A 23468-nucleotide genomic window follows, 5' to 3' on the forward strand; every position below is an offset into this window, starting at 1 on the left:
AGGCGTCCCTTAATGATAGGCCCGCGGCATGACAGCACTGCGCGCGGCCGGGCCGCCTAGAGCGCGGCGCCCTTGAGGCGCCGCAGGCGCCATGCGAGCGCCACGCCGCCCAGCCCTGCCGCCGCCACGATAAACGAGGCCGATGCCCAGCCATAGCGGTCGATGGCGCCGCCCACAGCCAGCGGCCCGATCACCTGCCCCAGGTTGCTGCCCTGCATGACCAGCCCGACGGACGCTGCCGTCAGCCCGGGCCGCGGCGCCAGCATGGGCGCGGTGCCCAGCAGGGTCGCCGGTATCAGGCCGCCGACCGCCGAGAACAGCACGCACAGCAGGAAGGTAGGCATGGCGGGCAACACGGAACGGAAGATGAACAGCGCCACCGCCGCCATCGCCAGGCTGGCGCAGGCGATGAGCGTGGACCGCCGCCAGCCGCGCGCCAGCAGCACGCCCGCGCCCAGATTGCCGATCACGTTGGCGGCGCTGGCCATCGCGGTGTACAGGCCGGCCGTGGGCAAAGACAGCCCCAGTTGCTCGGTCAGCAGGACCGGCAGGAAAGTAAATAGCGCGAAGAACATCAGGCTGTACAGCGTGAACGACAACGCCAGCAATCCCGGCCCGGGCGCGCCCACGGTGTCCACCGTGTCCTGCCGCAGGCCCCGCCACGACAGGCTGGCGCCCGCCGGCGTGACCGGCGCCAGCGCCGCCACGCTCACCAGCGCCACGGCCACCGCCCCGCCTGCGCACCACCAATAGGCGCGCCATTCGCCGAACGCCTGCGAGGCCAGCATCGCGATGGCCATGCCCGCCGGCATGTAGCAGCTCCACAGCGCGAAGGCGAAGTCCCGATTGGAGGCCGACACCATGCGTTGCAAGGCCGCGGGCCCCGCCACCGAGATCATCAGGAAACCCAGCCCCTCGACCACGCGCGAGGCCAGCAGCACGCCATAGGCCGGCGCCATGGCGCCCATGACCGCGCCCACCGCCGTGGCCGCCAGCCCGGCCAGCAGCATGCGCCGCGCGCCGTAGCGCGTGATGACGCCGCCCGCCGCGATCCCGCCGAACATGCCCAGGATGGAAAACACGGCGGCCAGCGCTCCGATGGATGCGAGATCCAGCCCCAGGTCCTTGCGCAACAGCGGCGCGGCAATGATGAGCTTGCCGACCTGCAGCGCCGCCACCACGCCCGCCCCGACGATCGCCAGCACCGCCCCCCAGCGCGTCCCTTCCTTGCCCATCCTTGTCTCCCCTTGCCTGGAACTTCGCCAGGATGCCATCGCAGGCCGATCCCGGTAAGTGATAATCTTGTGATTGGACTGATCGATTCAATAGATCGACTGGCACGATGATAGACGCCCTTACCCTGGATCAGCTGCGCGTGTTCACCGCCGTGGCCGACACCGGCAGTTTCCGCGCGGCGGCGCGCCGCCTGTCGCGCGTGCAATCAGCCGTCAGCCACGCCATCGCCAATGCAGAATCGCAGCTGGGCGTCACGCTGTTCGACAGAAGCGGCCACCGGCCCGTCATGACGCCGCAGGGCGAGGCGCTGCTGGCCAATGCCCGCGACATCCTGCTGCGCGTGGACGCCATGCGCGCCCGCGCCCAGGGCCTGGGCGAAGGCGTCGAACTGGAGCTGTCCCTGGCGGTAGACACCTTGTTTCCGATTGCGGAAATCGGCGCCGCCCTGAACGCCATGCACGCGGCCTATCCATCGGTGGCCGCGCGGGTTTCCGTGCTGCCCCTGGGCGGCCCGATCGACGCCCTGCTGGCGCGCAGCCACACGCTTGGCGTCATCGCGGGAGAGCATTTCCGCGATCCGCGCATCGCCATGCAGGCGCTGTCTTCCGTGCAGATGGTGGCCGTCGTCGGCGCCGGGCATGCCCTGGCGCGGCACGCCGCGGCGAATGCGCCGCTGGGTCCGCCAGAGCTTGCCGACCACGTGCAGATCGTGCAGTCGGACCCGTCCACGCTGACGCAGGGCCGCGACTTCGCGGTGCTGTCGCCGCAAACCTGCCGCGTCAACGGCCAAGACGCCAAGCACGCACTGATCGTTGCGGGCGTGGGCTGGGGCCGCCTTCCCTTGTGGCAGGTCGAACGCGACCTGGCCGAAGGCCGCCTGCTGCGCCTGCCGACCGACAGCCTGGGCCGCGGCAGCCAGGTGGCCACCGAGACCTATCTGGCGCACCGCATCGACCAGCCCCTGGGGCCGGCGGCCCGCGTCCTCGCCGCGGCGCTGCGGGCCGCGGCGCGCTAAGGCTTGGGCGCCTGCTGCGCGTAGCTCGCGCCCATGCCGGCCCGCACATCGTTCTGGATGCCGTAAGGCGGGATGGGATAGCGCAGCCCGTTGGCCGACAAGGCTTTCACACCTTCGATGGCGATGGGCAAATAGCGCGGCGGCAAAGCCATCAGCATTTCCTCGTCCGGCACGCCGCCGTAGCGGCGCTCCGCGAAACAGGGCAAGGACAGGCTGGGTTCGCCGGAGGCCAGCGCCCGGCCCCAGGAATCCGCACAGGCGGTTTCACCGACGACGCTCCAGTCGAAGCGCCGGTAGTTTTTCCATTGCAGGCCGTTGATCAGGATGATCATCTGGCCGGGCGTGGCATAGACCAGGCAGATATCCGGCGGATCGAGCCGGCCCGAGGCCAGAGGCGAAACCACCATGCCTCGGTATTTGCCTGCCGGCACGCAGGACAGCGCCTCCTGGCGGGCCCGGGCGTCTTCCGGCGTGGCATGCCATACGCCCACGTAGTCCTTGCCGCTCTTCCAGGCGTCGTCCTGCGGCCCCAGGCCGATCACGGCGCGGCACTGCGCGCCGACCAGGTCGTCGCCCGTGATCCCCACCGTCCAGCCCAGGCGGGCCGCCATGCCCACGATCTGGTCGGTGGTGTGGGTGGCCTGCGGACGCCGCAGGCCCTTCACCGCCGCCATGTCTTCTTCGCGTTCGTAGAGTTTCATGCCGATGACCGTGGTCTTCAGGCGCAGCAGCTTGTTCAGGTCATCGACCAGCGATGCCCAATTCAGTGTCGTCTCTTCCATGCCCGTCCTTTGGACTGTTATGCGCGGACTTTGCCGCGGTGCCGCGGGCGACCCGCGGGCTGGAACGACTATACCGAATTGGACACCGCCCATAGGCCGATCGACCGTCGCAGCCGCTATCATGGCCGCAGGCCCAGCCACCGGTACCCGCCCATGCCCCTCCTATCCGCCAGCGTGACCCTGCGCCGCCTGCGCACGGACGACGTGCCCATGATTCTCGCCATGGAGTCCGATCCTGAAGTCATGCGCCATAGCACGGGCGTCAAGCCCGCCACCGAGGCCCGGCGCCACGAATTGCTGGCCTGGCTGCGCGAACCGCCGACGGATATCGGACATTGGGCCGTGGTCGCGCAGGAACGTGCCGTCGGATGGATCAGCCTCACTCCGCTGGAAGCCACGGGCGGCATCCAACTCGCCTACCGACTCTGCCGCGATGCCTGGGGCCGCGGCTATGCCAGCGAGGCGGGCCGCCAGCTCTGCGCCCACGCCTGGCGCGCGCTGGACGTGCCCGAACTGGTCGCCGTCGCCTGGCCACGCAACCTCGGCTCGATCCGGATCCTGGAGAAGCTGGGGTTCGCGTTCAGGGGCATGGAGCGGCACTACCAGCGCGAGACCGCCGTCTACGCGCTCGCTCGCCCGGGGTCTTGAACACGGTCAAGCGGCCAGCGCGTCATGGATGCGCCTGGCGACTTCCGGGTCTTCCAGGTATCCCTCGATGCCGTGCCGGTTGCTGCTGGAATTATCGACGTCGATCTTGTTCTCGATGGCCGGGACGACCCCGAAATGCCGCTCGTCCAGGGAATACAGGGCGACCACGTCGCGGGGATCCCGGGCGTTGAACCAGCGGCCCACGCAGTCAGGGTGCCGCACGCCGCCCAGGCGCCCCCGTATCGCCTTGATGCCCAAGGGCGAGCCCAGGGTGATCAGGGCAGGCACGCGCCAGCCGGCCTCGCTGCCGTCTTTCCCCAACAGCAGGTACGCGACGATGGAACCCAGCGAATGCGCGACCACCACCTTGTCCCGAGGACGCTCGAATGCCTGGCGGACGCCGCCATTGATCGCGCCGCGCACATTGGTATTGCGCAAGTAGAGGGAGACATCGCTGGTCAGCAGGCCGATCAGGACGCCGCTGCCCGGCACGCGCTGGTCGATGGCCCGCAGCACGGCCTGCACCCAGCGCCAGTTCTGCGGTCCGCGCTCGACCGCAAGCGGACCGGCGGCGGGCGGCAGATGGCGTCGTATCTCATCTTCGCCTATCCCGCAGGCGTCGATGTATTCATTCAATAAGCCCAGCAGCAGGCCCGCGGCGATATCGTCTTCACGGGCGCCGCGCACGATGATCTTCGCGGCATCCGCTTCGGAAATACCCTCAAGCAGATCCCGCAGCGTGTCGCCATAGTACGGAAAGCGGATCCGCTCCTCGGGGATGGGCAGGGTCAGTCCCGCCGCCGCCAAGCCCCTGCCCCAGGCCTCGATCCAGGCGCGCTTGAGCGCCTTCGAATCCTTGTCCTGCTGCGACCGGCCATGGATCAGCACGAGTTCCTTCATGCCCTGGGCGCCTCCATCTCGTACACCTCGGCCGGGCCGGACGCCGGTTGCAACCAGGCTTCCAGGATTCGCACCCCTTCCGGCGTGTAGTGCGTCCACAACGAGCCGGTGTCGTACTGGCGCAGCTCGCGCACCTCCGGCGGCAGCTTGCATCCCAGCGAATCCATCAGCACCCATCCCGTCGATAGCAAAGGCGCCGCGGGCATGACCCCGGCCCCCGCATAGTCCTCCCGCAGCAGGTCTCGCGACAGCAGTGCCAGGTCGAACAGGCGCACGTCCAGGCTCCGCCAGAGATAGTCCTGCAAGGCCAGGATGCGGTCGATCTCACCGATCTCGCGGTAGGCGTACGCGGCATGCAGCGCCAGGACGGGATCCAGGAAGCGGAGTCCTCTCATGCGGGACTCCAGCATCCGCGCGCTGGCCGGCTCGAGCGCGAAGATCCCCTGCCTGGCGGATTCGGCCACGGCCGCGCGCAGCCACCGCAGTTCCCGCAGGTCCTCCGCGCCGGCTTGCCCTTCCAGGGGTTCGTAGCGCAGCGTGAAACCGCCCTCGGCGTCGAACTCCACGATGCCCGCGCATCTGGGGAAGACGGGCAGCAACGTTCCGGAGCCGTCGCGAAAAATCAGCAAGGCTTGCGCAGGTCTTGAAAGATGGGGGAACTCCCAGGCCGTATACGGTTCGAGCCTGGCGCCGGGGGCTGGATGGTACACATCGGCGCGCGATCCGATCCTGCCGCCGTAGTCGTGGCACACCACGCGCCGGACCTCGCGGCCGCGCAGGATGAAGCCCGGCTCGCGCAAGGCGGGCTCCTCGCCGATGGCGCGGCGGATCACGCTGTGGAGCAGGCTGCCGGCCTGGTCCGACAAGGTCCGCGACACCTGAAGCTCCAGGCCGGCGACATCCGACGGGTGCGTGAGCAGGTAATCGACGAGGCTGCCGACAGGCAGCGGCGGCATCCCGTCTTCCGGCGTGTCGTCATCCGGCGTTCCGTCCTCGGGCCGCCCGGCTTCGCCGTCGATCCCCTTGCCGGGTCCCGCCGACCCGGGCCCCGGCGGGCGCTGGCGGGGCAGGCCCTGCGGCTTCCTGAGATCGAAGCGGGCGATCCAGGCGCGATCGTCCGAGCTGATGCGCGCGTCCGTCTCCTGGCCGACCCGGATGGGCATGCCGCGCCTGAGCAGATCCTTCGGCACCAGCGCCATCAACGCGTCGCCCAAGGGCCGCGGCCGGATGAAGCCGTCGACCACCAGATCCGGCTCGCCGCCGCCCAGCGCATCGCAGAGCACTTCGGTATAGACTGCCTGATAGACCTCGTTCACCCCGGCCAGCGTCGGCAATTCGAGCGCGGGCGCGCCCGGGCGGGTCGCGTAGAAGATATCGACCCCGCGCCCGGGGCCGCCGTCGTTGAAGCTTGGAAAGATGCTGGCGCCGTAGATCCGGCTCTGGAGCACGTCTTTGGCGACAGTCCTGCACGCATCCGAGATGAGCACCACGTGCGGAATCCTGCCGTACCGCGCCAGGTCGAAGCAAACCTCCAGGTTGACCGCGGCGTTCGGGTCGGTCGGCGCCTCCGACAGGAGCCAGAACTCGCTGCGGCCCAGCATGCAGCCATGCCCGGAGAAATAGACGATCAGCTGCTCCAGCCCATCCAGATCGATCAGCCGATCGATGGCGCGGTAGATCCGCCGCACCGTGACGGGTCGGTCCGCAGCATCCGTGAGCCGGACGATGCGGTCCTCGGGGATGCCCTGTTCCCGTGCCCACGATTCCATGCGGTCCACGGCGCTTTCAACCGCTTCCAGCCGGCCCAGGTCTCCCTGGGTGCGGCTCACGCCGACAAGCACGATTGCCCGGTCCATGCTGCCTCGCTTTGGCGCGACGCCCGCGTCTCTGAGGGTTGGCGGTTCCCGCAAGCCGAACCAGGAAGAAGCTTACGTCCGCGCGCAAGGCCGCCGCAATGATGCATCCGTACTAGGTCCCGAGACCTGTGAACGGCGGCCTCCGGGGCCGGGGCAAGCCCCGGCGCCCGCCCCGCCCTAGCGGTACAGCACGGTCGGCAGCCACAGGCCGATCTCGGGGAACACGTAAAGCAGGAAGATCGCGATCAGCTGGATCCCCATGAACGGCATCATGCCCATGAAGATCTGGTTCAGGGTAACGTGCGGCGGCGACACGCCCTTGAGGTAGAAAGCGGACATCGCCACCGGCGGCGACAGGAACGCCGTCTGCAGGTTCAGGGCCACCAGCAGGCCGAAGAACAGCGGATCGATCCCGAAGGTATTGAGCAGCGGCACGAAGATCGGCATGAAGATCACGATGATCTCGGTCCATTCCAGCGGCCAGCCCAGCAGGAAGATGATGATTTGCGCCAGCAGCAGGAACTGCAGCTGCGACAGCCCCAGCGACAGCACCCATTCCTCGATGATGCGCTGCCCGCCCAGCAGCGCGAAGGCCGCCGAGAAGATCGACGAGCCCACGAACAGCCAGCACACCATGGCGCTGGTCTTAGCCGTCAGGAAGACCGACTCGCGCAGCACCGGCAGGTTCAGGCGCCGGTATGCCAGGGCCAGCAGCGCGCCGCCCATAGCGCCCATGGCGGCGGCCTCGCTGGGCGTGGCCAGGCCGAAGGCGATCGACCCCAGCACCGCCGCGATCATCACGGCGAGCGGGAAGAACGAGGACATCAACATCTTGAAGATTTCAAGGCGTGCCCACGTCAACATCGCATAGAAGACCAGCATGGCCATCGCGCATATGCCGGCGAATATCCAGAACCCCATGGGCGCGGCGAGGCTGTCGCCCGCCTCCGCCGGAGCGCCAGGCGCTGCGGGCGCGGCAGCGCCTGCAGCGGCGGCCGGAGCGGCGGGCGTGCCGGGCGGCTCGGACAGGCCGCCGGCCGCCGGCGCCTCGTTCGAAGGAGGTTCGGCCAGCTCGCCCGATGGCGGCTCGGCCAGCCCCCCGGAAGGCGGCTCGCTGAGGCCCGAATCGAAATCCCCCGAGCCCAGCTGCAGTTCCGCGGGGATGTCGTACACCACCTCGGGCCGCGTCGTGGCCTGGTAGACCACGGCCACCAGCAGCACCGTAACCGCCAGCGGGGCCAACGCCATCGCCATGTAGCGCAACAGGGCGCCGAACGGCACGTCGCGGTTGCGGCGTCCCTTGAACAGGGCCGCCACCATGCCCGACAGCGCGCGCACGTGGCCTCCTGAGGCCAGCGCGGCGGACTCGGGAGACAAGGGCACCCCCCGTTCCTCCATGGGCAGCGGCGGCGCCATGGAAGGCCGCACCTTGGCGACAAGGATCACATAGCCCATGTACAGGGCCGCCAGCATGATGCCGGGGAACAGGGCCCCCGCGTACAGCTGCACGACGGACACGCCTGTCGTCGCCCCGTACACGATCAGCATCACGGACGGCGGCAGCAGAATGCCCAGGCAGCCGCCCGCCGTGATGGAACCGGCGGTCAGCCGCACGCTGTACCCCGCCTTCAGCATGGCGGGCATGGCCAGCAGGCCCATCAGCGTCACCACCGCGCCCACGATGCCCGTGGCGGTGGCGAAGATCGCGCATGTCGCCAGCGTGGCCACCGCCAGCGCGCCCGGCACGCGCGCCAGCGCCAGGTGCATGGACCGGAAGAGCTTTTCGATCAGGTTGGCGCGTTCGACCAGATAGCCCATGAACACGAAGAGCGGGATCGATATCAGTGAATCGTTCGTCATCGTGGCGTACGTGCGCTGCACCATCAGGTCCAGCGTCTGCCCGATCGATCGTGCTGGATCGGAACTCTGCATGTAGTACGCCAGGAACGTGAACAGCACGCCCATGCCCATCAGCGTGAACGCCGTCGGAAAGCCCAGCATGATTGCCACGACGATCAGCGCGAGCATCAGCAGGCCGATGTGCCCGGTAGTAAGGTTGTCCCAGGGAGTCAGGAACGCAATCATCAGGATCACCAGCCCGATGCACGACAGGCCGAACCACAATGCCTTGTGGATTTTCATTTGCGAGGCTCCCCGGGAGTGACATAGCGGTCCAGACGGGCGATGTCCTCGTCCTTCACATGCACCATTTCCTTCAGCTTGTCGACGTCCACTTCCTCGACGTCCTCTTCACGCGACGCCCAGGCGCCGCGCCGCAGGCACAGCAGGCAGCGCATCACTTCCGCCACGCCCTGCACCAGCAGGACCGCGCCCGCTATCGGGATGAAGGCCTTGAAGGGATAGATGGGCGGCCCATCGGCCATCAGCGAGGAATGCTCGCGGATGGCGATGGAATAGCCGGCGTAGTACCAGCCCGCCCAGACCAGCGCGATCACGCCGGGAAAGAAAAACACGATATAGAGCGTCAGGTCCAGCCCCGCCTGCACGCGCGGCGGCAGGAATCCGTACAGGATGTCCCCGCGCACGTGGCCGTTCTTGGCCAGGGTGTACGCGCCAGCCATCATGAAGAGGATGCCGTAATACATCATCTGCAGGTCGAACGCCCACGCGCTGGGCTGGTTCAACAGGTAGCGCGCGGCGACCTCCCAGCACACGTGCAAGGTCAGGATGACGATCAACCAGGCAAAGGCCTGCCCGACAAAAGTAGAGATACGGTCTATGAAACGTATGATTCGGATCATCTGACGTCCTGGTCAAGGCGCACGGCGCCGCAGCGCGCCGATGGACGGCGCGCTGCGTGGGAGACAGGTGTGTCAGTCTTTCGAGGCACGTGACACCCGAAGCCCATCAAGCAGACGTTCTCTGCGCAACAGGATTGCTCCGCCCAATCAAGATGCTCTACCCAATCCAGGGCACCACGGATCCGGCTCTGCCGGTCCGTCGGTGCCGCCCCCTTGAGGGGGCCCGCGCAAGCGGGTACTGGGTGGGTCAAGCCTTGTTGCTGCGCGAGAAGTAATGGTTGTAGGCCATGCGGAAGTTGACCGAGGTATCCCCGTGCCAACGCCCCACCCGTTCGGCGAACGCGCGCTGAGACTCCAGCACCTTCTTGAACAGGGGGTTCTCGGCCGAGCGCTTGGCGATCATCTCGTCCCAGATCTTCAGCTGCTGCTGCAGGATCGCATCGGGCGTCTTGTAGAACTTGACGTTGTGGTCCTTCTGCAGCTTGATGTAGTCCTGCGAATAGCGGTTCGCTGCCTTCCAGGACATGTCCGCGCTGGAAGCCTGCGCGGCATAGCTCAGGATGTGCTTCAGATGCTCCGGCAAAGCGTCGTACTTCGCCTTGTTGAACAGGATCTCGAATTGCTCCGCGCTCTGGTGGAAGCTCTGCAGCATGCAGATCTTGGACACGTCCTGGAAACCCAGCGCCAGGTCCGATGACGCATTGTTGAATTCGGCCCCGTCCAGCAGCCCGCGGTCCAGCGCCGGCACGATTTCGCCTCCCGGCAGCGCATTGACCGCCGCGCCCATGGCCGTATACATATCGATGGCCAGGCCGACTGTGCGGAACTTGAGGCCCTTGACCTCTTCCATCTTCGTGACCGGACGCTTGAACCAGCCGAAGGGCTGGGTGGGCATCGGCCCGTACATCAGCGACACCACGTTCACACCCATGGCCTTCTGGATTTCGGTCAGCAGCTCCTTGCCACCGCCGTATTCGTGCCAGGCGAGCAGCATGTTCGCGTCCATGCCGAAAGACGGCCCCGAGCCCCACAGCGCCACGGCGGTGTTCTTGCCGTACCAGTAGGCCACCACTCCATGCCCGCCATCCAGCGTGCCGGCGGACACGGCGTCCAGCAGATCGAACGCCTTCACCACCGCGCCCGCGGGCAGCACCTCGATCTTCAGCTGGCCGCCCGCCATTTCGTTGACCTTCTGGGCATAGTCGCGGGCGAACTCGTGGAAGATGTCGTTGGCCGGCCACGTGCTCTGGAAACGCATGGAAATCGGGGCATTCTGCGCCCGGCCGACTGCCGGGAATCCCAGGGCTGCGGCGCCGGCGGCGGCTGCGCCGGAGATGAACTTGCGGCGGGGTTTTGTAACGTGTTGCATGGCTTGTTGTCTCCTGAAAGGACTACATGGACCAGCTTGTAGTTACTTCTCCTGCGTGGACGCGGGATGGCGACGCCTGCTTCGCGTTCCCGGTACCGGGCTGCGGATGATGCGAAACTGTGTGCTGATTAAACCTTTCTGACTAATCGCTGACAATCAGCTTTATGTCAGGACTTACCCTAGACGCCGGATTAGTGCCAATGCGGTAGGCAAGAGGCCGGGAAGTCCAAAATGAGGATTCGAATGCACCAAAAGCAGCGCACCGCGGGCCGCCGTCGGATACCACGCAAGGCCATCGTCTTCGGCGTGATCGCCGTCGGGGCGGCGGGTTTTTTCGCCTGGACGAAATCCCCGCTGGGGCCCGGTCTCACCGAAGGCAAGATACGCGACATCCTGGTCGAAGCCATGGCCACGCCCACGAACGCCCCGCGCAGCGCCTGCGTGAGCGTATTGGGCGTGCCGCCGCTGCCCAGCGAGGCCTCCGCGGCCCTGCTCGAAGAACAGAGCAAGGTCGTGCAGGGCCTGGTCAAGCACCAGCTCATCACCGTGGATCCCGTCGGCGGCGGCAAGCCGGGCGCGCCGCCAGACGGCGCCGAAGCCGAAACGGCCCTGGTCCGCGTGGCGCTGACCAGCAAAGGGAGGGCGTTTTACACGGATGGCGAAGCGCGGATCGGATCCCACCTGATCTATACGGCGGTCTTCTGCGCCCCGGGCCTGCAGGTCGGCAAGATCCTCGACTACAGCAAGCCGGTCAAGAATCCGTTCGACGACAACCCCAACATCGTGTCCGCGGCGAAGTTCGAATGGCGGCTGGACCGCGCGACCGCCGGTTGGGCAGCCGACCCGGCATTCCAGCCGCAAATATGGGGCTTTCCGTCCGAGGACCGGCCGGATGAATGGGAAACGCGGCACATCATGCTGGAACGGAAGGACGGGATCTGGGGACTGGGGGACGATCCCTACACGATCCGCTGGTGAATCCGCCGGCGGCCTCGGCGGGCGGCCGGCAGGCTGGCGGTTACGCCGGCACCTTCCCGGCGTTCTTCGTGGCGCGGGCCGGCCGTTGCACCACCCTCACCTTGCCGCTTTCTCCGCCGCCGCAGAAAAAGCGTTCCGCGCCGTCGGATTCCAGCCCTGAAACGCCGGTGCCGGCCGGCATCTCCACGCTTTGCAGCACCTCGCCCGTGCGTGCATCGAGCTGCCGCAGCTCGCTCGCGTCGCTTTCCCAGGTGCCGTGCCACAGCTCTCCGTCCACCCAGGTCACGCCCGTGACATAGCGGCTGGACGCGATGGTGCGCAGCACGCGGCCGGTTTCCGGATCCAGTTGATGGATCTGGCGCTGCCGGTACTCGCCCACCCACAGGCTTCCTTCGGCCCAGGCCAGGCCCGAGTCGTCGCCCGCGCCCGGCGCGGGAATGGTGGACAACACCTTGCCGCTGCCCGGGTCGATCTTCTGGATGCGCCCGTCGGCGATCTGGTAGAGGTGCTTGCCGTCGAAGGCCGTGCCGGCGTTGGCCGCCACCGCGATCTCGCGCGACGTGGCCCCGCTGTCGGGGTCCAGGGCGAGCAATTTCTCTCCAACGGCGAACCACACCTGGCGGCCGTCGTAGGTCAGGCCATGCACGGCGTCCGCGCCCGGGAAAGGGCCATATTCACGGATGATTTCAGCTTGAGAGCGTTTCATGTCAGTGTCCTCGTATAGGTGTCCCCCATGCTAGCGGCCTGCGAGCGCGGCTGGGAGTAACAAGGTTGTCGTGAATCCGGGCATGGGCGGCGTCATCCAGCGCCGGGCGCGCCCTTGCCCGCAGGGCTGCACCTTGCCGGCCGCCGCCAATGCGTCGAGCGTGCGCTGCACCGTGCGCTGGCTTGCATTCAGCGCAAGCGCCAGCGCCGAACTCGACCACGCTTCGCCGTCCGCCAGGAACGCCAGGATTGCGCCCTGCTCCCGGTCGGCGTCGTCCACCGGCCGGGCCAGCACCACGACCTCCCGCCCCGCCTTCGGCTTGAGCGTAAACCCGTTGCGCGTGGCGACGATACCCGCCACCGGACGCAGCGCGGCGCGCAGCCGCCCTATCTCGACGCGCAGCCGCGCGCGGTGCGTCTCGTCGAAGTACGCGGTGCGAAAGGCCTGCGCGATCAACGTTTCGCGGGGCGCGGCCTGCGGCCAGGCCTCCCCCAGCGCGTGGGCCAGCGCGAACAGCACCGGCCGGCTCGCCAGCGGCACCACGGCGTCCGCCTCGCGGACCGCGTGGCGGCACGCGTCGACGACCAGCGTGTCCGACGCCAGCAGCGCTTCCACTTCATCCAGCAGCAAGGGGCGCTGCGCCCCCCGCCCGATCAGGCGCGCAGCCGGCGAGGAAAGGATCAGGGACGCGCTTTCGACCTCGGCCATCAGCGCGGGAATGCCGGCATGGCCGGCGGCCAGCTCGGCCTGGGCCAGCGCCGCGCGCGCAGGCTGCATCCGCAGGCGGCGCAAGGCAATGCCGGCCGCGATCAGTTCGTGGACCGCCCGTGCCGCGGGCGCCAGGGATGCCGGGTCCAGCGCGGCCAGCGCGCGTTCCGCGTCGTCAAGGCGGCCGATCAGAAGCTGGCGGCGGGCCTGCAGGTGCCGGGCGTGCGCGGCGTTGGCCGGATCCCCGTGCGCCTGCAACGCGGCGCGCGCGGCCTCCAGCGCCTTCTCGGGCCAGGCCAGTTCGCGCGACACGAGCGCGATCTCGGCCTCCGCCACGACGCAGCGGGCGCGCGACAGCGCATCTTTCGGGTCGAAGCCGCGGGCGGCGCTGCGCAACAGGGTTTTCGCGCGCCGGAAATCGCCCAGCTGCGCCATGGCGATGCCGCGCAAGGCCAGCGCGGACGCGTCCCCACGCAAGGCGATGTGGTTCAGGGCGCCCAGGGGATCGCCGGCCGCCAGCGCGCGCGCCGCCGAGGCGATCAGAAAGTCCATGGGCGTCCCGCCACTTGCGCCGCTCCCCCGTTAGGTGACCGGACTAATCTACCACCAAGCGGGGCGCCGGATCGAGGCCCCGGCAGCCGCTTTTCAGGCGCCCGCGGCCGGGAACGTCACCGTCAGCGCCACCCCGGCACCGCGCAGGCCTGGCCCCAGGGCCACGTCGGCGCCATGCTGTCCGGCGATCTGCGCCACCAGCGACAGGCCGATGCCGCTGCCGCCGCCGGCGGTGCCCGCGGCACGGTAAAAGCGATCGAAGACGCGCTCGCGTTCCGCGGGCGCGATGCCCGGGCCGTCGTCCGCCACGCGCACGAACGCGCCGCCGTCCGGTGCCGGCCCGCAGGAGACGGCGATCTGCCCGCCCTCCGGCGTATAGCGGACCGCGTTGTCCAGCAGGTTGCGCAGCAACACGCCTATCGCGTCGAGCCGCCCCGTAACGACGCAGGCCTGCACATCGAGCTGGATGCGCTGCCGCTTGCGGGTGGCGTCCATTTCCCAGTCCCGCACCAGCAGGACGAGCAGCGCGTCCAGCTCGATTGCCGCGGGCGCATCCGCGCTTGCGCTCATGGCGTCCATGCGGGCCTGGTCCAGTAGCTGTTCCGACAGGCGCGAGGTGCGCTGGGCGACCAGGCGCAGCTTCTCGATCGACGCCGCGGCGGCCCCACTGCCGGCGTTGCGCGCCACCAACTCCGCGTGCGCGCTCAACGCGGCCAGGGGAGTCCGCAGCTCGTGCGCCGCGTCCTCCAGGAAGCGGCGCTCGCGATCCATGCCGCCCTTCACGCGCAGCAGCAGCTGGTTGATCGATTGAATGAACGGGCGCAGCTCGCCTGGCATCCCGGCCGAAGGCAGCGGCGCCAGGTCGAACGGGCCGCGGCGCGAAATGGCCTCGCCCGCCCGGTCCACTTTGCGGAACGCGCGGCCGACCACCGCACAGCTCACCGCCGCCAACAGCACGAAGAGGACGGAAACGATGATGAACCCGCGTTTGAGGCTGTACCAGGACTGGGCTCGCCATTCGCTCGTGGGTTTGGCCACCTGCACCTGCACGCGCCCGCTGATGTCGCTAAGCGCGAACACGCGCCAATCCGTGCCGTCGGCCACCACGTCGGCATACCCGTCCGCGAATTCCCCGCTCAGGGGCTGCGCGGGCGACTCCGGCGAGCGCAGCAGCAGCCGCCGGTCGGCCAGCGACCAGACGTGGAACCTGACCTTGTCGCCGTCGACATGGCCGGACATGGGCGGCGCGAAACGTTCGGTGGGCGCGACGCTGCGCAGCAGGCTGACCGGCATCGACGCCAGCATCTGGTTCGCCGCGTCGTACAGCCACTGGTCGCGCACGCCGGTCTGGGACCGCAGCGTTTCATACTGCTGGTAGGCGGACACGCCGAGCCAGGCCAGCAACAGCGTGACCAGCAGCGTGACCGTCAGTTGCCTGCGCAGCGTCTTCATGGCTCCGCCTCGATGCGATAGCCCAGGCCGTGGACAGTGGTGATCAGCTTGTCGCCCAGCTTGCGGCGCAGCTGATGGATGTACACGGCGACAGTGTTGCTTTCGATCGCGCCGCTGTCGCCATAGACCGCGGCCTCGAGCTGCTCGCGGTTGACGGTGTGGCCGATGCGCTCCATCAGCGCCAGCAGCGTGCGGTACTCGTGCGCGCTGAGGCTGACCTCCGCGCCGCCTCGGGTCACCGCCCGCCTGGCGGGCTCCACGGCCACGTCGCCGCAGCGCAGCGCCGACACGACGGCATTGCTGCTGCGCCGGACGACGGCGCGCAGCCTGGCCATCAGTTCATCGAGCTGGAACGGCTTGACGATGTAGTCGTCGGCGCCCAGGTCCAGGCCTTGCACGCGCTCGCTCAGGCGGTCGCGGGCGGTCAGGATGAGCACCGGCGTTGCATCGTAGCGGGCGCGCAGCTGCTTCAGCACCGCCAGGCCGCTGCCGTCGGGCAGCCCCAGGTCCAGCAGCACGGCATTGAAGCCGTGTTCGACCAGGGCCAGTTTCGCCTGGGCGACGTCGCGCACCCACTGCACGTCCACGCCCGACTGGATCAGACTGGTATGCAACGCGTCGCCCAGCATGGCGTCGTCTTCCACTAGCAGGACACGCAAGGGCGCTCCAAGGCAATCAAACGAAGCCAGAGAATGTCGGCACCGCTTTAAAAAATTATTAAAACCCCATGCCGACAATGCGGACCTCGGACGGCGAGGCAAGCTGCCCGCCCGAAAAACGCACAGGAAGCAATGGAATGAAGCGAAAGATTTTAGCAAGCGGGCCGGCGATGGCGTCGGTCCTGCTGGCCGCCCTGGCAGGCAACGCGCGCGCCGAAGGCGGCAGCACCAACTTCATCGGATTGGGCGTGGGGGCCGTGCCCGTGTACGAAGGCTCGCGCGAATACCGCGCCCTGCCCGTGCCCCTGATCAACTACGAATCGGGCAATTTCTTCATTTCCCCACGCGCCGGGCTGCCGGCCATGGGCCTGAAAATGGATCTGGCCCCCGATTGGACCACCGGCGCGTTCGTCGGCATGGCGCTGGGGCGGAAAGCGGATGATTCCGACCTCACCAAAGGCCTGGAAGACATCGACTTCCACGGCACCTATGGCGCCTTCATCGAATGGTCGCCGGGCCGCTACTCGCTCATGGCGGCGTACCGGCAGGCCGCCCATAGCGGCTACGGCGGGACGCTGGACCTGCGTGCGACCTACACCGCCTGGCAGGATTCGCGCAACCGCGTCACGCTGGGTGCCAACACCCAATGGGCCAACGACGACGCCATGCAGACCTGGTTCGGCGTGACGACCTCGCAGGCGGCGCGCAGCCGCGCCGGGCTGGAAACGTACTCGCCCTCGTCCGGTTTCAAGTCGGTGGCGCTCTTCGGCACCTGGGCCCATCGCATCGATACGCATTGGAGCGCGGTGACGACGCTGGGCGTCAACACCCTGGTGGGCGATGCCCGCGACAGCCCGCTGACGGAACGCAAGACGAACGTCTTTGCCAACGTGGGCGTGATCTACGCATTCTGACGGCACGGGTCCGGCCGGGCCGCGCGTGGGAGATCCTCTGATGAAACGCCTTCATGGCATGGAATTGTTCGCCGAAGTAGCGAAGGCGCACAGCTTCAGCCGGGCTGCCGCCGCGCTCGGCGTTCCGACGTCCACGGTATCGCGCCACGTGGCGGAGCTGGAGCGGGCGGTTGGCCTGCGGCTGCTCAACCGCAATACGCGGCGCGTGGAACTGACCGATGCCGGACGCCTGTATTTCGAACGCTGCCGCCGCATCGTGGCGCAAGCCGAAATCGCGCACGAAGAACTGCGCGACCAGCTCGAAACCCCCAGCGGCCCGCTGCGCGTGCAGTTGCCCGCCGCCTACGCGCTGGACGCGTTGATGCCCGCGCTGGTGGCGTTCGGGAGCCGGTATCCGGAAATCCGCCTCCAGCTGGGCGTGGCGGACCTTGGGCCGGCCGACCGCGCGCCCGACATCGGCGACGTGTCGATCCGCCTGGGCGAACTGCCCGACTCCTCGTTGGTGGCGCGCCGCCTGGGCACGGTGCAGGCCGGGCTCTACGCCTCGCCCGCGTACCTGGCATCGCGCGGCGCGCCCCAGACGCCCGCCGACCTGGAGCACCACGATTGCATCGGCCTGCGCATTGGCGCGGGCCAGGCGGCGCCGTGGCTGCTGCAGTACGGAAACGAGCGGCGCCGGGTACCGGCCGCCCAACGCTACGGCGTCAACGACGCCTGCATGGCGAGGCAGCTTGCCGTCCTGGGGGCCGGCATCGCGGCGCTGGGCGGCGAGGCGGACGGGCTGGTGCGCGTGCTGCCGGACTGGAGCCTCGGACCAGCCGAGGTCTACGCGGTCACCGAGACCCGCCTGCTGCCCGCCAAGACGCGCTACCTGATCGACTTCCTGGCCCACCGCCTGGATCCCCTCGCGCATCTCCCGGAAACGGACGCGGCGGCCGGCTCGGCATAGGTCCCCCGCGCGCCCCGTTTCAGAGGCAAGCGGGCCGAGTTCCGGCGTCACAATATTGCAGCCGGCGGGTGATACGCCCCCTTTTTACTGCCCATCCGCCCCTTCCCCCCCGTCCCGGGCCCTTCCCCTGCCTTCCACCGTGTAAACTCCCCCCTTTTTGACTCTGGTGGTATGTTGCAAGCCCCACAGCGCACAGGTTTAAGCGGCCCGACGCTCATTCGCTTGCTGACTCGCCTGACGGATGTCGATGTTCCGGAATCCAGGCAATCGCTCTCGGACCATCTGAGCCAATGGCTCGGCTGGACGGACGCGATCGCGCTGTCGGCGGCGCTCAATACCAGCCCGCCGGTAATCGCCCCCGGCGCGCGCCTATTCAGCAGCGCCGAGGAACGCGAATGCGCGCGGGTCCGGACCACGCTGGCCGACGCGATCGCCAGCGATACCGCCGCCACGGCCGCCAAACGGCCCATGCCCGGGCAGACGCCAGTGAAAAAACTGGCGGCCCTGGCCGAAGCCGAAGCCGACTACGCGAATTTCCGCCAGCGGTATCTATCGTTGCAGCACACGATGGAAACCAGCGTGGGCAATCTGCGCAGCCGGCTGCGCGGCATGGTGGCGGCCAGGAACGGCGAATGGACGCGGCTGGCGGTGGTGGATGCCATCATGGACCGGGCCCTGCTGCCCAAGGAGCGCGCCCTGCTCGGCGCGATTCCCAAACTGCTGCAGAGCCATTTCCAGCGCCTGCGCCAGGCCGAGGCGGCCGCGCTGGCCGAAGCCGAGGCTGCGATGGAAGAAGCCGGGGCCGAAGGCCCCGCCGCGCCGGCGCCCATCGCGTCCGGCGCTTGGCTCGATACGTTCCGCAAGGATATGCGGAGCGTCTTGCTTGCCGAATTGGATGTTCGTTTACAACCGGTCGAAGGGCTGCTTGCCGCCCTTCGTGCCAGCTAGGGCCTGTTGACACTATGTCCAGATATTTGATCAGTATTGTTGTTTTCCTGGCAGGCCTGGCCGTCGCAGGCTGGATCGGCATGGGCTATGCGTCCACCAATCCGCTAGCGCTGGCAGTGACCCTGCTCATCGGCGTCTGCTATCTCACGGGCGCCTTCGAGCTGTGGCGCTACCAGCAGGCGACCTCGTCGCTGACCCGCGCCCTCTCCGGCCTGTCGGAGGCGCCCGGCAACCTGGGCACCTGGCTCGACCAGCTTGCGCCCAGCCTGCGCAACGCGGCGCGCCTGCGCATCGAAGGCGAGCGGGCGGGCCTGCCCGGGCCGGCGCTTGCGCCGTATCTGGTGGGCCTGCTGGTGCTGCTGGGAATGCTGGGTACTTTCTTGGGCATGGTCGTCACGCTGCGCGGCACGGGCCTGGCGCTGGAAAGCGCCACGGACCTGGCCGCCATCCGCGCGTCGCTGGCCGCGCCCGTCAAAGGCCTGGGCTTCGCGTTCGGCACCTCGATCGCCGGCGTGGCCACCTCCGCAATGCTGGGGCTGCTGGCCGCTCTGTGCCGGCGTGACCGGATCCGCGCGGCACAATGGCTCGACACCAAGGCCGCGACGACCTTGCGGGTGTATTCCCAGGGTTACCAGCGCGAAGAGTCCTTCAAGCTGCTCCAGCGGCAGGCCGAAGTCATGCAGCGCCAGGCCGACGCCATGCCCGCGCTGGTCGACAAGCTGCAGACGATGATGGACGGCATGGCCCGACAGAACCAGTCGCTCAACGACCGGCAGCTGGCCAGCCAGGACGCGTTCCAGGGCAAGGCCGAGGCGGCCTACGCCCGCCTGGCGTCCGTCATGGAGCAGTCCATGAAAGACGGCGTGGCGCAGACCGCGCGCTCGGCCGGCGAGGCCTTGCAGCCCGTGGTGCAAGCCACGATGGCGAGCCTGTCGCGCGAAACGGCGTCCTTGCAGGACACCGTCACGCAGGCCGTGCAGCGGCAGCTGGACGGCCTCACGGCCGGGCTCCAGGCCTCGACCGCCAACGTGGCCGACATCTGGAACCAGGCCCTGGCCGGGCAGCAGCGTGCCAGCGAGGCGCTGGCCCAGGACCTGCGCGCGTCGCTGGACCGCTACGCGCAGACCTTCGAGCAGCGTTCGGCCACCTTGCTGGACAGTGTTTCCGCCCGCCTGGAGGCCTCGTCCGGCACGATGTCGGATGCCTGGATGCATGCGCTGTCCCGCCAGGAACAGGCCAGCGAAAAGCTCGCCGGCGACAATCTGCAGGCGCTGACGGCCGCGGCCGCGAGTTTCGAGCAGCACTCGGCCTCGCTGCTGCGCACCTTGAACCAATCGCATACGGCGTTGCAATCCGAATTGGCTTCGCGCGACCAGCAACGCCTGGCCGCCTGGACCGAAACGCTGGGCGCCATGGGCGCGACGCTGCGCCAGGAATGGCAGCAGTCGGGCGCCCAGGCCGCCGACCGCCAGCAAGCCATCGCCGAAACGCTGGCCCAGACGGTGCGCGACATCACCTCGCAGGCAGCCGTCCAGGCCAGCCTGCTGGAAGGCGTGTCGGCCCGCATGGAAGCCGCGGCCAACGGCGTATCGCAGCAATGGGCAAGCGCCCTCTCCCGCCAGGAGGCCGCGAGCGCCAAGCTCGCCGGCGACAACCAGCAGGCCCTGGCGGCGGCCGCCGCCACCTTCGAACAGCATTCGGCCTCGCTGCTGCGCGCGCTGGACCAGTCCCACGCCGACCTCCAGGCCACGTTGGCCTCGCGCGACGAGGAACGCCTGGCCGCGTGGAGCGGCACGCTGGCCACTATGACCGCCGCGCTCGGCCAGCACTGGGAACAGGCCGGCGAGCACACCGTGGCCCGCCAGCAGGAAATCACCGAATCGCTGGCCCAGGCCGTGCGCGACGTCACCTCCCGGACGCAAGCCCAGGCGGCCCTGCTGGAAGGCATGGCCGCCCGCATGGAAGCTGCGGCGCGCGGCGTCTCCGACCAATGGAGCAGCGCCCTCGCCCGCCAGGAGCAGGTCAGCGATAAGCTGGCCACCGGCAACCAGGCGGCGCTGGAGACCGCCGCCGCCGCGTTCGAACAGCACTCCGCCTCGCTCCTGCGCACGCTGGACGAATCGCACGCGCAGCTACAGGACGCGCTGGCCTCGCGCGACCAGGAACGCCTGGCCGCCTGGACCGGCACGCTGTCCCAGACCGCCAGCGACATCACGGCCCAGACGCAAGCGCAGGCCAGCCTGCTGGAGCACGTATCCACGCGCCTGGAAACGGCGGCCGCCAGCGTCACGCAAGCCTGGACCGACGCCCAATCCCGCCAGGAGCAGGTCAGCGCGAAGCTGGCCGGCGCCAATCAGCAGGCGCTGGAAACCGCCGCCGCGGCCTTCGGGCAGCATGCGGCCGCGCTGCTGGGCACGCTCGACCAATCGCACGCGCAACTGCAGGAAGCGCTGGCCTCGCGCGATCAGGAACGCCTGGCCGCCTGGACCGGCACGCTGTCCACGATGGCCTCCCAGCTCGGGCAGGAATGGGAACAGGCCGGCACACAGGCCGCCATCCGCCAGCTGGAAATCAGCGACACGCTGTCCCAGACCGCGCGCGATCTCACCGCCCAGTCGCAGGCGCAGGCCAGCCTGCTCGAAAGCGTATCCGCCCGCCTGGAAACGGCGGCCGGCAGCGTCACGCAGGCCTGGACCGACGCCCAGTCCCGCCAGGAGCAGGTCGGCGAACAGCTGGCCAGCAGCAACCGGCAGGCGCTGGAAACCGCCGCGGCCGCTTTCGGCCAGCACTCGGCGGCGCTGCTGCAGACGCTGGAACAATCGCACGCGGACCTGCAGGCGGCCCTGGCCTGCGGCGACGAAACCCGCCTGGCCGCCTGGACCGGCAAGCTCGGCGACATGGCCGACACGCTGCGCGTCCAATGGGAGCAGGCAGGCGCCAGCACCGCCAGCCAGCAGCAGCAGATCTGCGACACGCTGACGCTGACCGCGCAGGACATCGCGTCCCAGACGCAGGCGCACGCCAGCGAAACCATCGCTGAGATCAGCCGCCTGGTGCAGGCCGCCTCCGAAGCGCCGCGCGCCGCCGCCGAAGTCATCGGCGAACTGCGCCAGAAGCTGTCCGACAGCATGGCGCGCGACAACGACATGCTGGAAGAACGCACCCGCCTGCTCGAAACGCTGGGCACCCTGCTGGACGCCGTCAACCACACCGCTGCCGAGCAGCGCTCGGCCGTAGACGCGCTGGTCTCGTCGTCGGCCGGCCTGCTGGACCGGGTAGGCGCCCAGTTCACCGGCCTGGTCGAAAGCGAAACCGGCAAGCTGGCCGACGTAGCCGCGCAGGTCACCAGCAGCGCCGTCGAAGTCGCCAGCCTGGGCGAATCCTTCGGCGCCGCCGTGCAGCTGTTCGGCGAGTCCAACGACAAGCTGGTGGCGCACCTGCAGCGCATCGAAGGCGCGCTGGACAAATCCATCGCGCGCGGCGACGAGCAATTGGCCTACTACGTCGCGCAGGCGCGCGAAGTCGTGGACCTGAGCATGATGTCGCAGAAGCAGATCGTCGAAAACCTGCAGCAGCTGGCCAGCCAGCGTGCAGAGCCCGCGGCGGAGACGGCATGAGCGAAGACATCGACGGCGGCGTGGAGCCGGCAGTCCCGGCCTGGGCCGTCTTCGGCGACCTGATGTCGGTGCTGCTGGGCGCCTTTGTCCTGATCCTGGTCAGCGTCGTCGCCGTGCAGCTGCAGCTGTCGAACCAATTGGAAGAAGAGGTCAAGCAGCGCCAGGCAGAAACGCAGCGCCGCGAGACGCTCGAGCAGGCGCTCGCCGGCCCGCTGGCGGCCGGCCGCGTGACGCTGATCAACGGCCGCATCGGTATCAGCGGCAGCGTGCTGTTCGCCTTGAATTCGGACCAGCTGCAGCCCGAGGGCCGCGATGTCCTGAAGACGCTGATCGAACCCCTGGCCGCGTACCTGAAGACACACGACGAAATCCTGATGGTCAGCGGCTACACCGATGACCAGCAGGTGCGGGAAGGCAACCGCCGCTTCGCGGACAACTGGGACCTGTCGGCCCAGCGCGCCTTGACCGTGACGCGCGCCCTGATCGACGAAGGCGTGCCCTCCGCGTCGGTGTTCGCGGCCGCCTTCGGGTCCGAGCAGCCGGTGGCCTCGAACGCCGACGAGGAAGGCCGCGCCAGGAACCGCCGGGTCGAGATCAGTCCCATCCCCAGGCCCTCCAGCAATGCGGGACAACCACGTGAGCAGTGACGGGACCCGCGGGGACATCCTCGACGCCCGGGCCCTGCTGGACGCCTGGCGCGAGCGCGGCGCCGACCGCCTGGCGCCGGCGCGCTTCCAGCTCATCGACGCGATGGAACGCCGGGCGGCCGCCCACGGCGGCGAGGCCCGGCGGCGGCTGGACGGCAGGCTGGCGGCGCTGGTCCAGGCCTACGAGGCCGATCTGGACCGCGCTGCCGCGCAATCCGCCGCTATCGCCGCTATCGCCGCCCTGCCGGCCGTTCCCGCGCCTGCCGCCGTCCCGCGCGGGCCGCTCGGCGAGTTGGCCGACGCCCTTACCGCCCCTGCGCCCGCGGACGGCGACGCCTCCCTCGCGGCGGAGTTGCGCGCCGCCTATCCCGAGCTCCCGGTGCTGGAATACTTCCGCGGCGTGTGGTCGCGTGTCAGCGCCGACCGCCAGGTCCGGCAGTCGCAGGAGCAGGTGCACAAGAACGCCGGTCCGCTCAATTCCAACCAGCTCGTGCACCGGACGCTCTCGCTGATGCGCGAACTGTCGCCCGGCTACCTGCAGCAGTTCCTGTCCTACACGGACGCGCTGATGTGGATGGAACAGATGGCCGCCGCGGCCGCCCCGCCGCCCAAGGACGCGCCGCGCGCCAGCGCTAGGAAAACCGCGCGCGGCAAGGCCCGCTAAGGCCCGTAGCGGGCGCTACCCCCGCCGGACATACCCTGCCGGCCTGCCGGATTTGCGCCGCTCCCCGCTCAGCAGTAAGATACGTTCCATATACGAATCATATATG

General features: G+C 68.8%; 20 protein-coding genes. 9 read left to right on the forward strand and 11 right to left on the reverse strand.

The window, feature by feature from the left end; genetic code table 11:
- Nucleotides 1-56: 56 nt before the first annotated feature.
- A complete protein-coding gene (locus AGI3411_RS15420; RefSeq protein WP_129528244.1) occupies nt 57-1235 on the reverse strand; it encodes an MFS transporter in 1179 nt (392 codons plus the stop codon).
- Nucleotides 1236-1342: 107 nt separating this feature from the next.
- Between AGI3411_RS15420 and AGI3411_RS15425 the strand changes: the two genes are divergently transcribed.
- A complete protein-coding gene (locus AGI3411_RS15425) occupies nt 1343-2251 on the forward strand; it encodes a LysR family transcriptional regulator (protein WP_129528245.1) in 909 nt (302 codons plus the stop codon).
- Here the strand turns inward: AGI3411_RS15425 and AGI3411_RS15430 are convergent.
- Complete coding sequence (locus tag AGI3411_RS15430) at nt 2248-3033, reverse strand: DUF169 domain-containing protein (protein ID WP_129528246.1); 786 nt, start codon at nt 3031-3033, stop codon at nt 2248-2250. The genes AGI3411_RS15425 and AGI3411_RS15430 overlap by 4 nt on opposite strands.
- A 153-nt stretch (nt 3034-3186) precedes the next feature.
- On the opposite strand from AGI3411_RS15430, the gene AGI3411_RS15435 reads away from it, so the two are divergent.
- Entirely contained in the window at nt 3187-3681 is a 495-nt protein-coding gene (locus AGI3411_RS15435) for a GNAT family N-acetyltransferase (RefSeq protein ID WP_129528247.1), read from the forward strand.
- A gap of 6 nt (nt 3682-3687) precedes the next feature.
- Here AGI3411_RS15435 and AGI3411_RS15440 read toward each other — a convergent pair whose 3' ends face one another.
- From AGI3411_RS15440 to AGI3411_RS15460, 5 genes are all read right to left on the reverse strand, one after another.
- Nucleotides 3688-4581 (reverse strand): alpha/beta hydrolase, encoded by an 894-nt coding sequence (locus tag AGI3411_RS15440; protein WP_129528248.1) that lies wholly within the window; start codon nt 4579-4581, stop codon nt 3688-3690.
- On the reverse strand, nt 4578-6437 hold the full coding sequence (locus AGI3411_RS15445) for a caspase family protein (protein WP_129528249.1): 1860 nt from the start codon (nt 6435-6437) through the stop codon (nt 4578-4580). Before AGI3411_RS15445 ends, AGI3411_RS15440 begins: the two co-directional genes overlap by 4 nt.
- 177 nt (nt 6438-6614) lie before the next feature.
- Nucleotides 6615-8579 (reverse strand): TRAP transporter large permease, encoded by a 1965-nt coding sequence (locus tag AGI3411_RS15450; protein ID WP_129528250.1) that lies wholly within the window; start codon nt 8577-8579, stop codon nt 6615-6617.
- Complete coding sequence (locus AGI3411_RS15455) at nt 8576-9199, reverse strand: TRAP transporter small permease subunit (RefSeq protein ID WP_129528251.1); 624 nt, start codon at nt 9197-9199, stop codon at nt 8576-8578. The genes AGI3411_RS15450 and AGI3411_RS15455 overlap by 4 nt, the downstream gene beginning before the upstream one ends.
- A gap of 247 nt (nt 9200-9446) precedes the next feature.
- Nucleotides 9447-10568, reverse strand: coding sequence for a TRAP transporter substrate-binding protein (locus AGI3411_RS15460; RefSeq protein ID WP_129528252.1), 1122 nt, complete (start codon nt 10566-10568; stop codon nt 9447-9449).
- Between the two features lie 243 nt (nt 10569-10811).
- Here AGI3411_RS15460 and AGI3411_RS15465 point away from each other — a divergent pair, with 243 nt between their 5' ends.
- The gene (locus AGI3411_RS15465; RefSeq protein WP_129528253.1) at nt 10812-11546 is read left to right on the forward strand and encodes a hypothetical protein; all 735 of its coding nucleotides are present in this window, start codon (nt 10812-10814) and stop codon (nt 11544-11546) included.
- A 40-nt stretch (nt 11547-11586) separates the two neighbouring features.
- On the opposite strand, the gene AGI3411_RS15470 is transcribed toward AGI3411_RS15465, so the two are convergent.
- From AGI3411_RS15470 to AGI3411_RS15485, 4 genes are all read right to left on the reverse strand, one after another.
- Nucleotides 11587-12252, reverse strand: coding sequence for a Vgb family protein (locus AGI3411_RS15470; RefSeq protein WP_129528254.1), 666 nt, complete (start codon nt 12250-12252; stop codon nt 11587-11589).
- Nucleotides 12253-12282: 30 nt separating this feature from the next.
- Nucleotides 12283-13512, reverse strand: coding sequence for a helix-turn-helix domain-containing protein (locus AGI3411_RS15475; RefSeq protein WP_129528255.1), 1230 nt, complete (start codon nt 13510-13512; stop codon nt 12283-12285).
- A gap of 93 nt (nt 13513-13605) precedes the next feature.
- Nucleotides 13606-14964 carry an ATP-binding protein gene (locus AGI3411_RS15480; protein WP_129528256.1) on the reverse strand — a complete coding sequence of 453 codons (1359 nt, stop codon included), beginning with the start codon at nt 14962-14964 and terminating at the stop codon, nt 13606-13608.
- Nucleotides 14961-15623: a response regulator transcription factor gene (locus AGI3411_RS15485; protein ID WP_129528257.1), complete on the reverse strand. Its 663-nt coding sequence runs from the start codon at nt 15621-15623 to the stop codon at nt 14961-14963. The genes AGI3411_RS15480 and AGI3411_RS15485 overlap by 4 nt, the downstream gene beginning before the upstream one ends.
- 137 nt (nt 15624-15760) lie before the next feature.
- Between AGI3411_RS15485 and AGI3411_RS15490 the strand changes: the two genes are divergently transcribed.
- From AGI3411_RS15490 to AGI3411_RS15515, 6 genes are all read left to right on the forward strand, one after another.
- A complete protein-coding gene (locus AGI3411_RS15490) occupies nt 15761-16537 on the forward strand; it encodes a MipA/OmpV family protein (protein WP_129528258.1) in 777 nt (258 codons plus the stop codon).
- Between the two features lie 40 nt (nt 16538-16577).
- The gene (locus tag AGI3411_RS15495) at nt 16578-17486 is read left to right on the forward strand and encodes a LysR family transcriptional regulator (RefSeq protein WP_129528259.1); all 909 of its coding nucleotides are present in this window, start codon (nt 16578-16580) and stop codon (nt 17484-17486) included.
- A 171-nt stretch (nt 17487-17657) separates the two neighbouring features.
- Nucleotides 17658-18434 (forward strand): DUF3348 domain-containing protein, encoded by a 777-nt coding sequence (locus AGI3411_RS15500; RefSeq protein ID WP_129528260.1) that lies wholly within the window; start codon nt 17658-17660, stop codon nt 18432-18434.
- Nucleotides 18435-18448: 14 nt separating this feature from the next.
- Entirely contained in the window at nt 18449-22051 is a 3603-nt protein-coding gene (locus AGI3411_RS15505) for a DUF802 domain-containing protein (protein ID WP_129528261.1), read from the forward strand.
- Complete coding sequence (locus AGI3411_RS15510; RefSeq protein ID WP_129528262.1) at nt 22048-22698, forward strand: OmpA family protein; 651 nt, start codon at nt 22048-22050, stop codon at nt 22696-22698. Before AGI3411_RS15505 ends, AGI3411_RS15510 begins: the two co-directional genes overlap by 4 nt.
- Nucleotides 22688-23362 carry a DUF2894 domain-containing protein gene (locus AGI3411_RS15515; protein WP_244240366.1) on the forward strand — a complete coding sequence of 225 codons (675 nt, stop codon included), beginning with the start codon at nt 22688-22690 and terminating at the stop codon, nt 23360-23362. Before AGI3411_RS15510 ends, AGI3411_RS15515 begins: the two co-directional genes overlap by 11 nt.
- The last annotated feature ends 106 nt before the right edge of the window (nt 23363-23468 follow it).

This window comes from Achromobacter agilis (assembly GCF_900496965.1).
Lineage (GTDB): Bacteria > Pseudomonadota > Gammaproteobacteria > Burkholderiales > Burkholderiaceae_B > Achromobacter > Achromobacter agilis.

Bases quoted from the DNA above. Each gene is read 5' to 3' on its own strand.
- AGI3411_RS15420 (WP_129528244.1), bottom strand. From the start codon at position 1,235: ATGGGCAAGGAAGGGACGCGCTGGGGGGCGGTGCTGGCGATCGTCGGG.
- AGI3411_RS15425 (WP_129528245.1), top strand. From the start codon at position 1,343: ATGATAGACGCCCTTACCCTGGATCAGCTGCGCGTGTTCACCGCCGTG.
- AGI3411_RS15430 (WP_129528246.1), bottom strand. From the start codon at position 3,033: ATGGAAGAGACGACACTGAATTGGGCATCGCTGGTCGATGACCTGAAC.
- AGI3411_RS15435 (WP_129528247.1), top strand. From the start codon at position 3,187: ATGCCCCTCCTATCCGCCAGCGTGACCCTGCGCCGCCTGCGCACGGAC.
- AGI3411_RS15440 (WP_129528248.1), bottom strand. From the start codon at position 4,581: ATGAAGGAACTCGTGCTGATCCATGGCCGGTCGCAGCAGGACAAGGAT.
- AGI3411_RS15445 (WP_129528249.1), bottom strand. From the start codon at position 6,437: ATGGACCGGGCAATCGTGCTTGTCGGCGTGAGCCGCACCCAGGGAGAC.
- AGI3411_RS15450 (WP_129528250.1), bottom strand. From the start codon at position 8,579: ATGAAAATCCACAAGGCATTGTGGTTCGGCCTGTCGTGCATCGGGCTG.
- AGI3411_RS15455 (WP_129528251.1), bottom strand. From the start codon at position 9,199: ATGATCCGAATCATACGTTTCATAGACCGTATCTCTACTTTTGTCGGG.
- AGI3411_RS15460 (WP_129528252.1), bottom strand. From the start codon at position 10,568: ATGCAACACGTTACAAAACCCCGCCGCAAGTTCATCTCCGGCGCAGCC.
- AGI3411_RS15465 (WP_129528253.1), top strand. From the start codon at position 10,812: ATGCACCAAAAGCAGCGCACCGCGGGCCGCCGTCGGATACCACGCAAG.
- AGI3411_RS15470 (WP_129528254.1), bottom strand. From the start codon at position 12,252: ATGAAACGCTCTCAAGCTGAAATCATCCGTGAATATGGCCCTTTCCCG.
- AGI3411_RS15475 (WP_129528255.1), bottom strand. From the start codon at position 13,512: ATGGACTTTCTGATCGCCTCGGCGGCGCGCGCGCTGGCGGCCGGCGAT.
- AGI3411_RS15480 (WP_129528256.1), bottom strand. From the start codon at position 14,964: ATGAAGACGCTGCGCAGGCAACTGACGGTCACGCTGCTGGTCACGCTG.
- AGI3411_RS15490 (WP_129528258.1), top strand. From the start codon at position 15,761: ATGAAGCGAAAGATTTTAGCAAGCGGGCCGGCGATGGCGTCGGTCCTG.
- AGI3411_RS15495 (WP_129528259.1), top strand. From the start codon at position 16,578: ATGAAACGCCTTCATGGCATGGAATTGTTCGCCGAAGTAGCGAAGGCG.
- AGI3411_RS15500 (WP_129528260.1), top strand. From the start codon at position 17,658: ATGTTGCAAGCCCCACAGCGCACAGGTTTAAGCGGCCCGACGCTCATT.
- AGI3411_RS15505 (WP_129528261.1), top strand. From the start codon at position 18,449: ATGTCCAGATATTTGATCAGTATTGTTGTTTTCCTGGCAGGCCTGGCC.
- AGI3411_RS15510 (WP_129528262.1), top strand. From the start codon at position 22,048: ATGAGCGAAGACATCGACGGCGGCGTGGAGCCGGCAGTCCCGGCCTGG.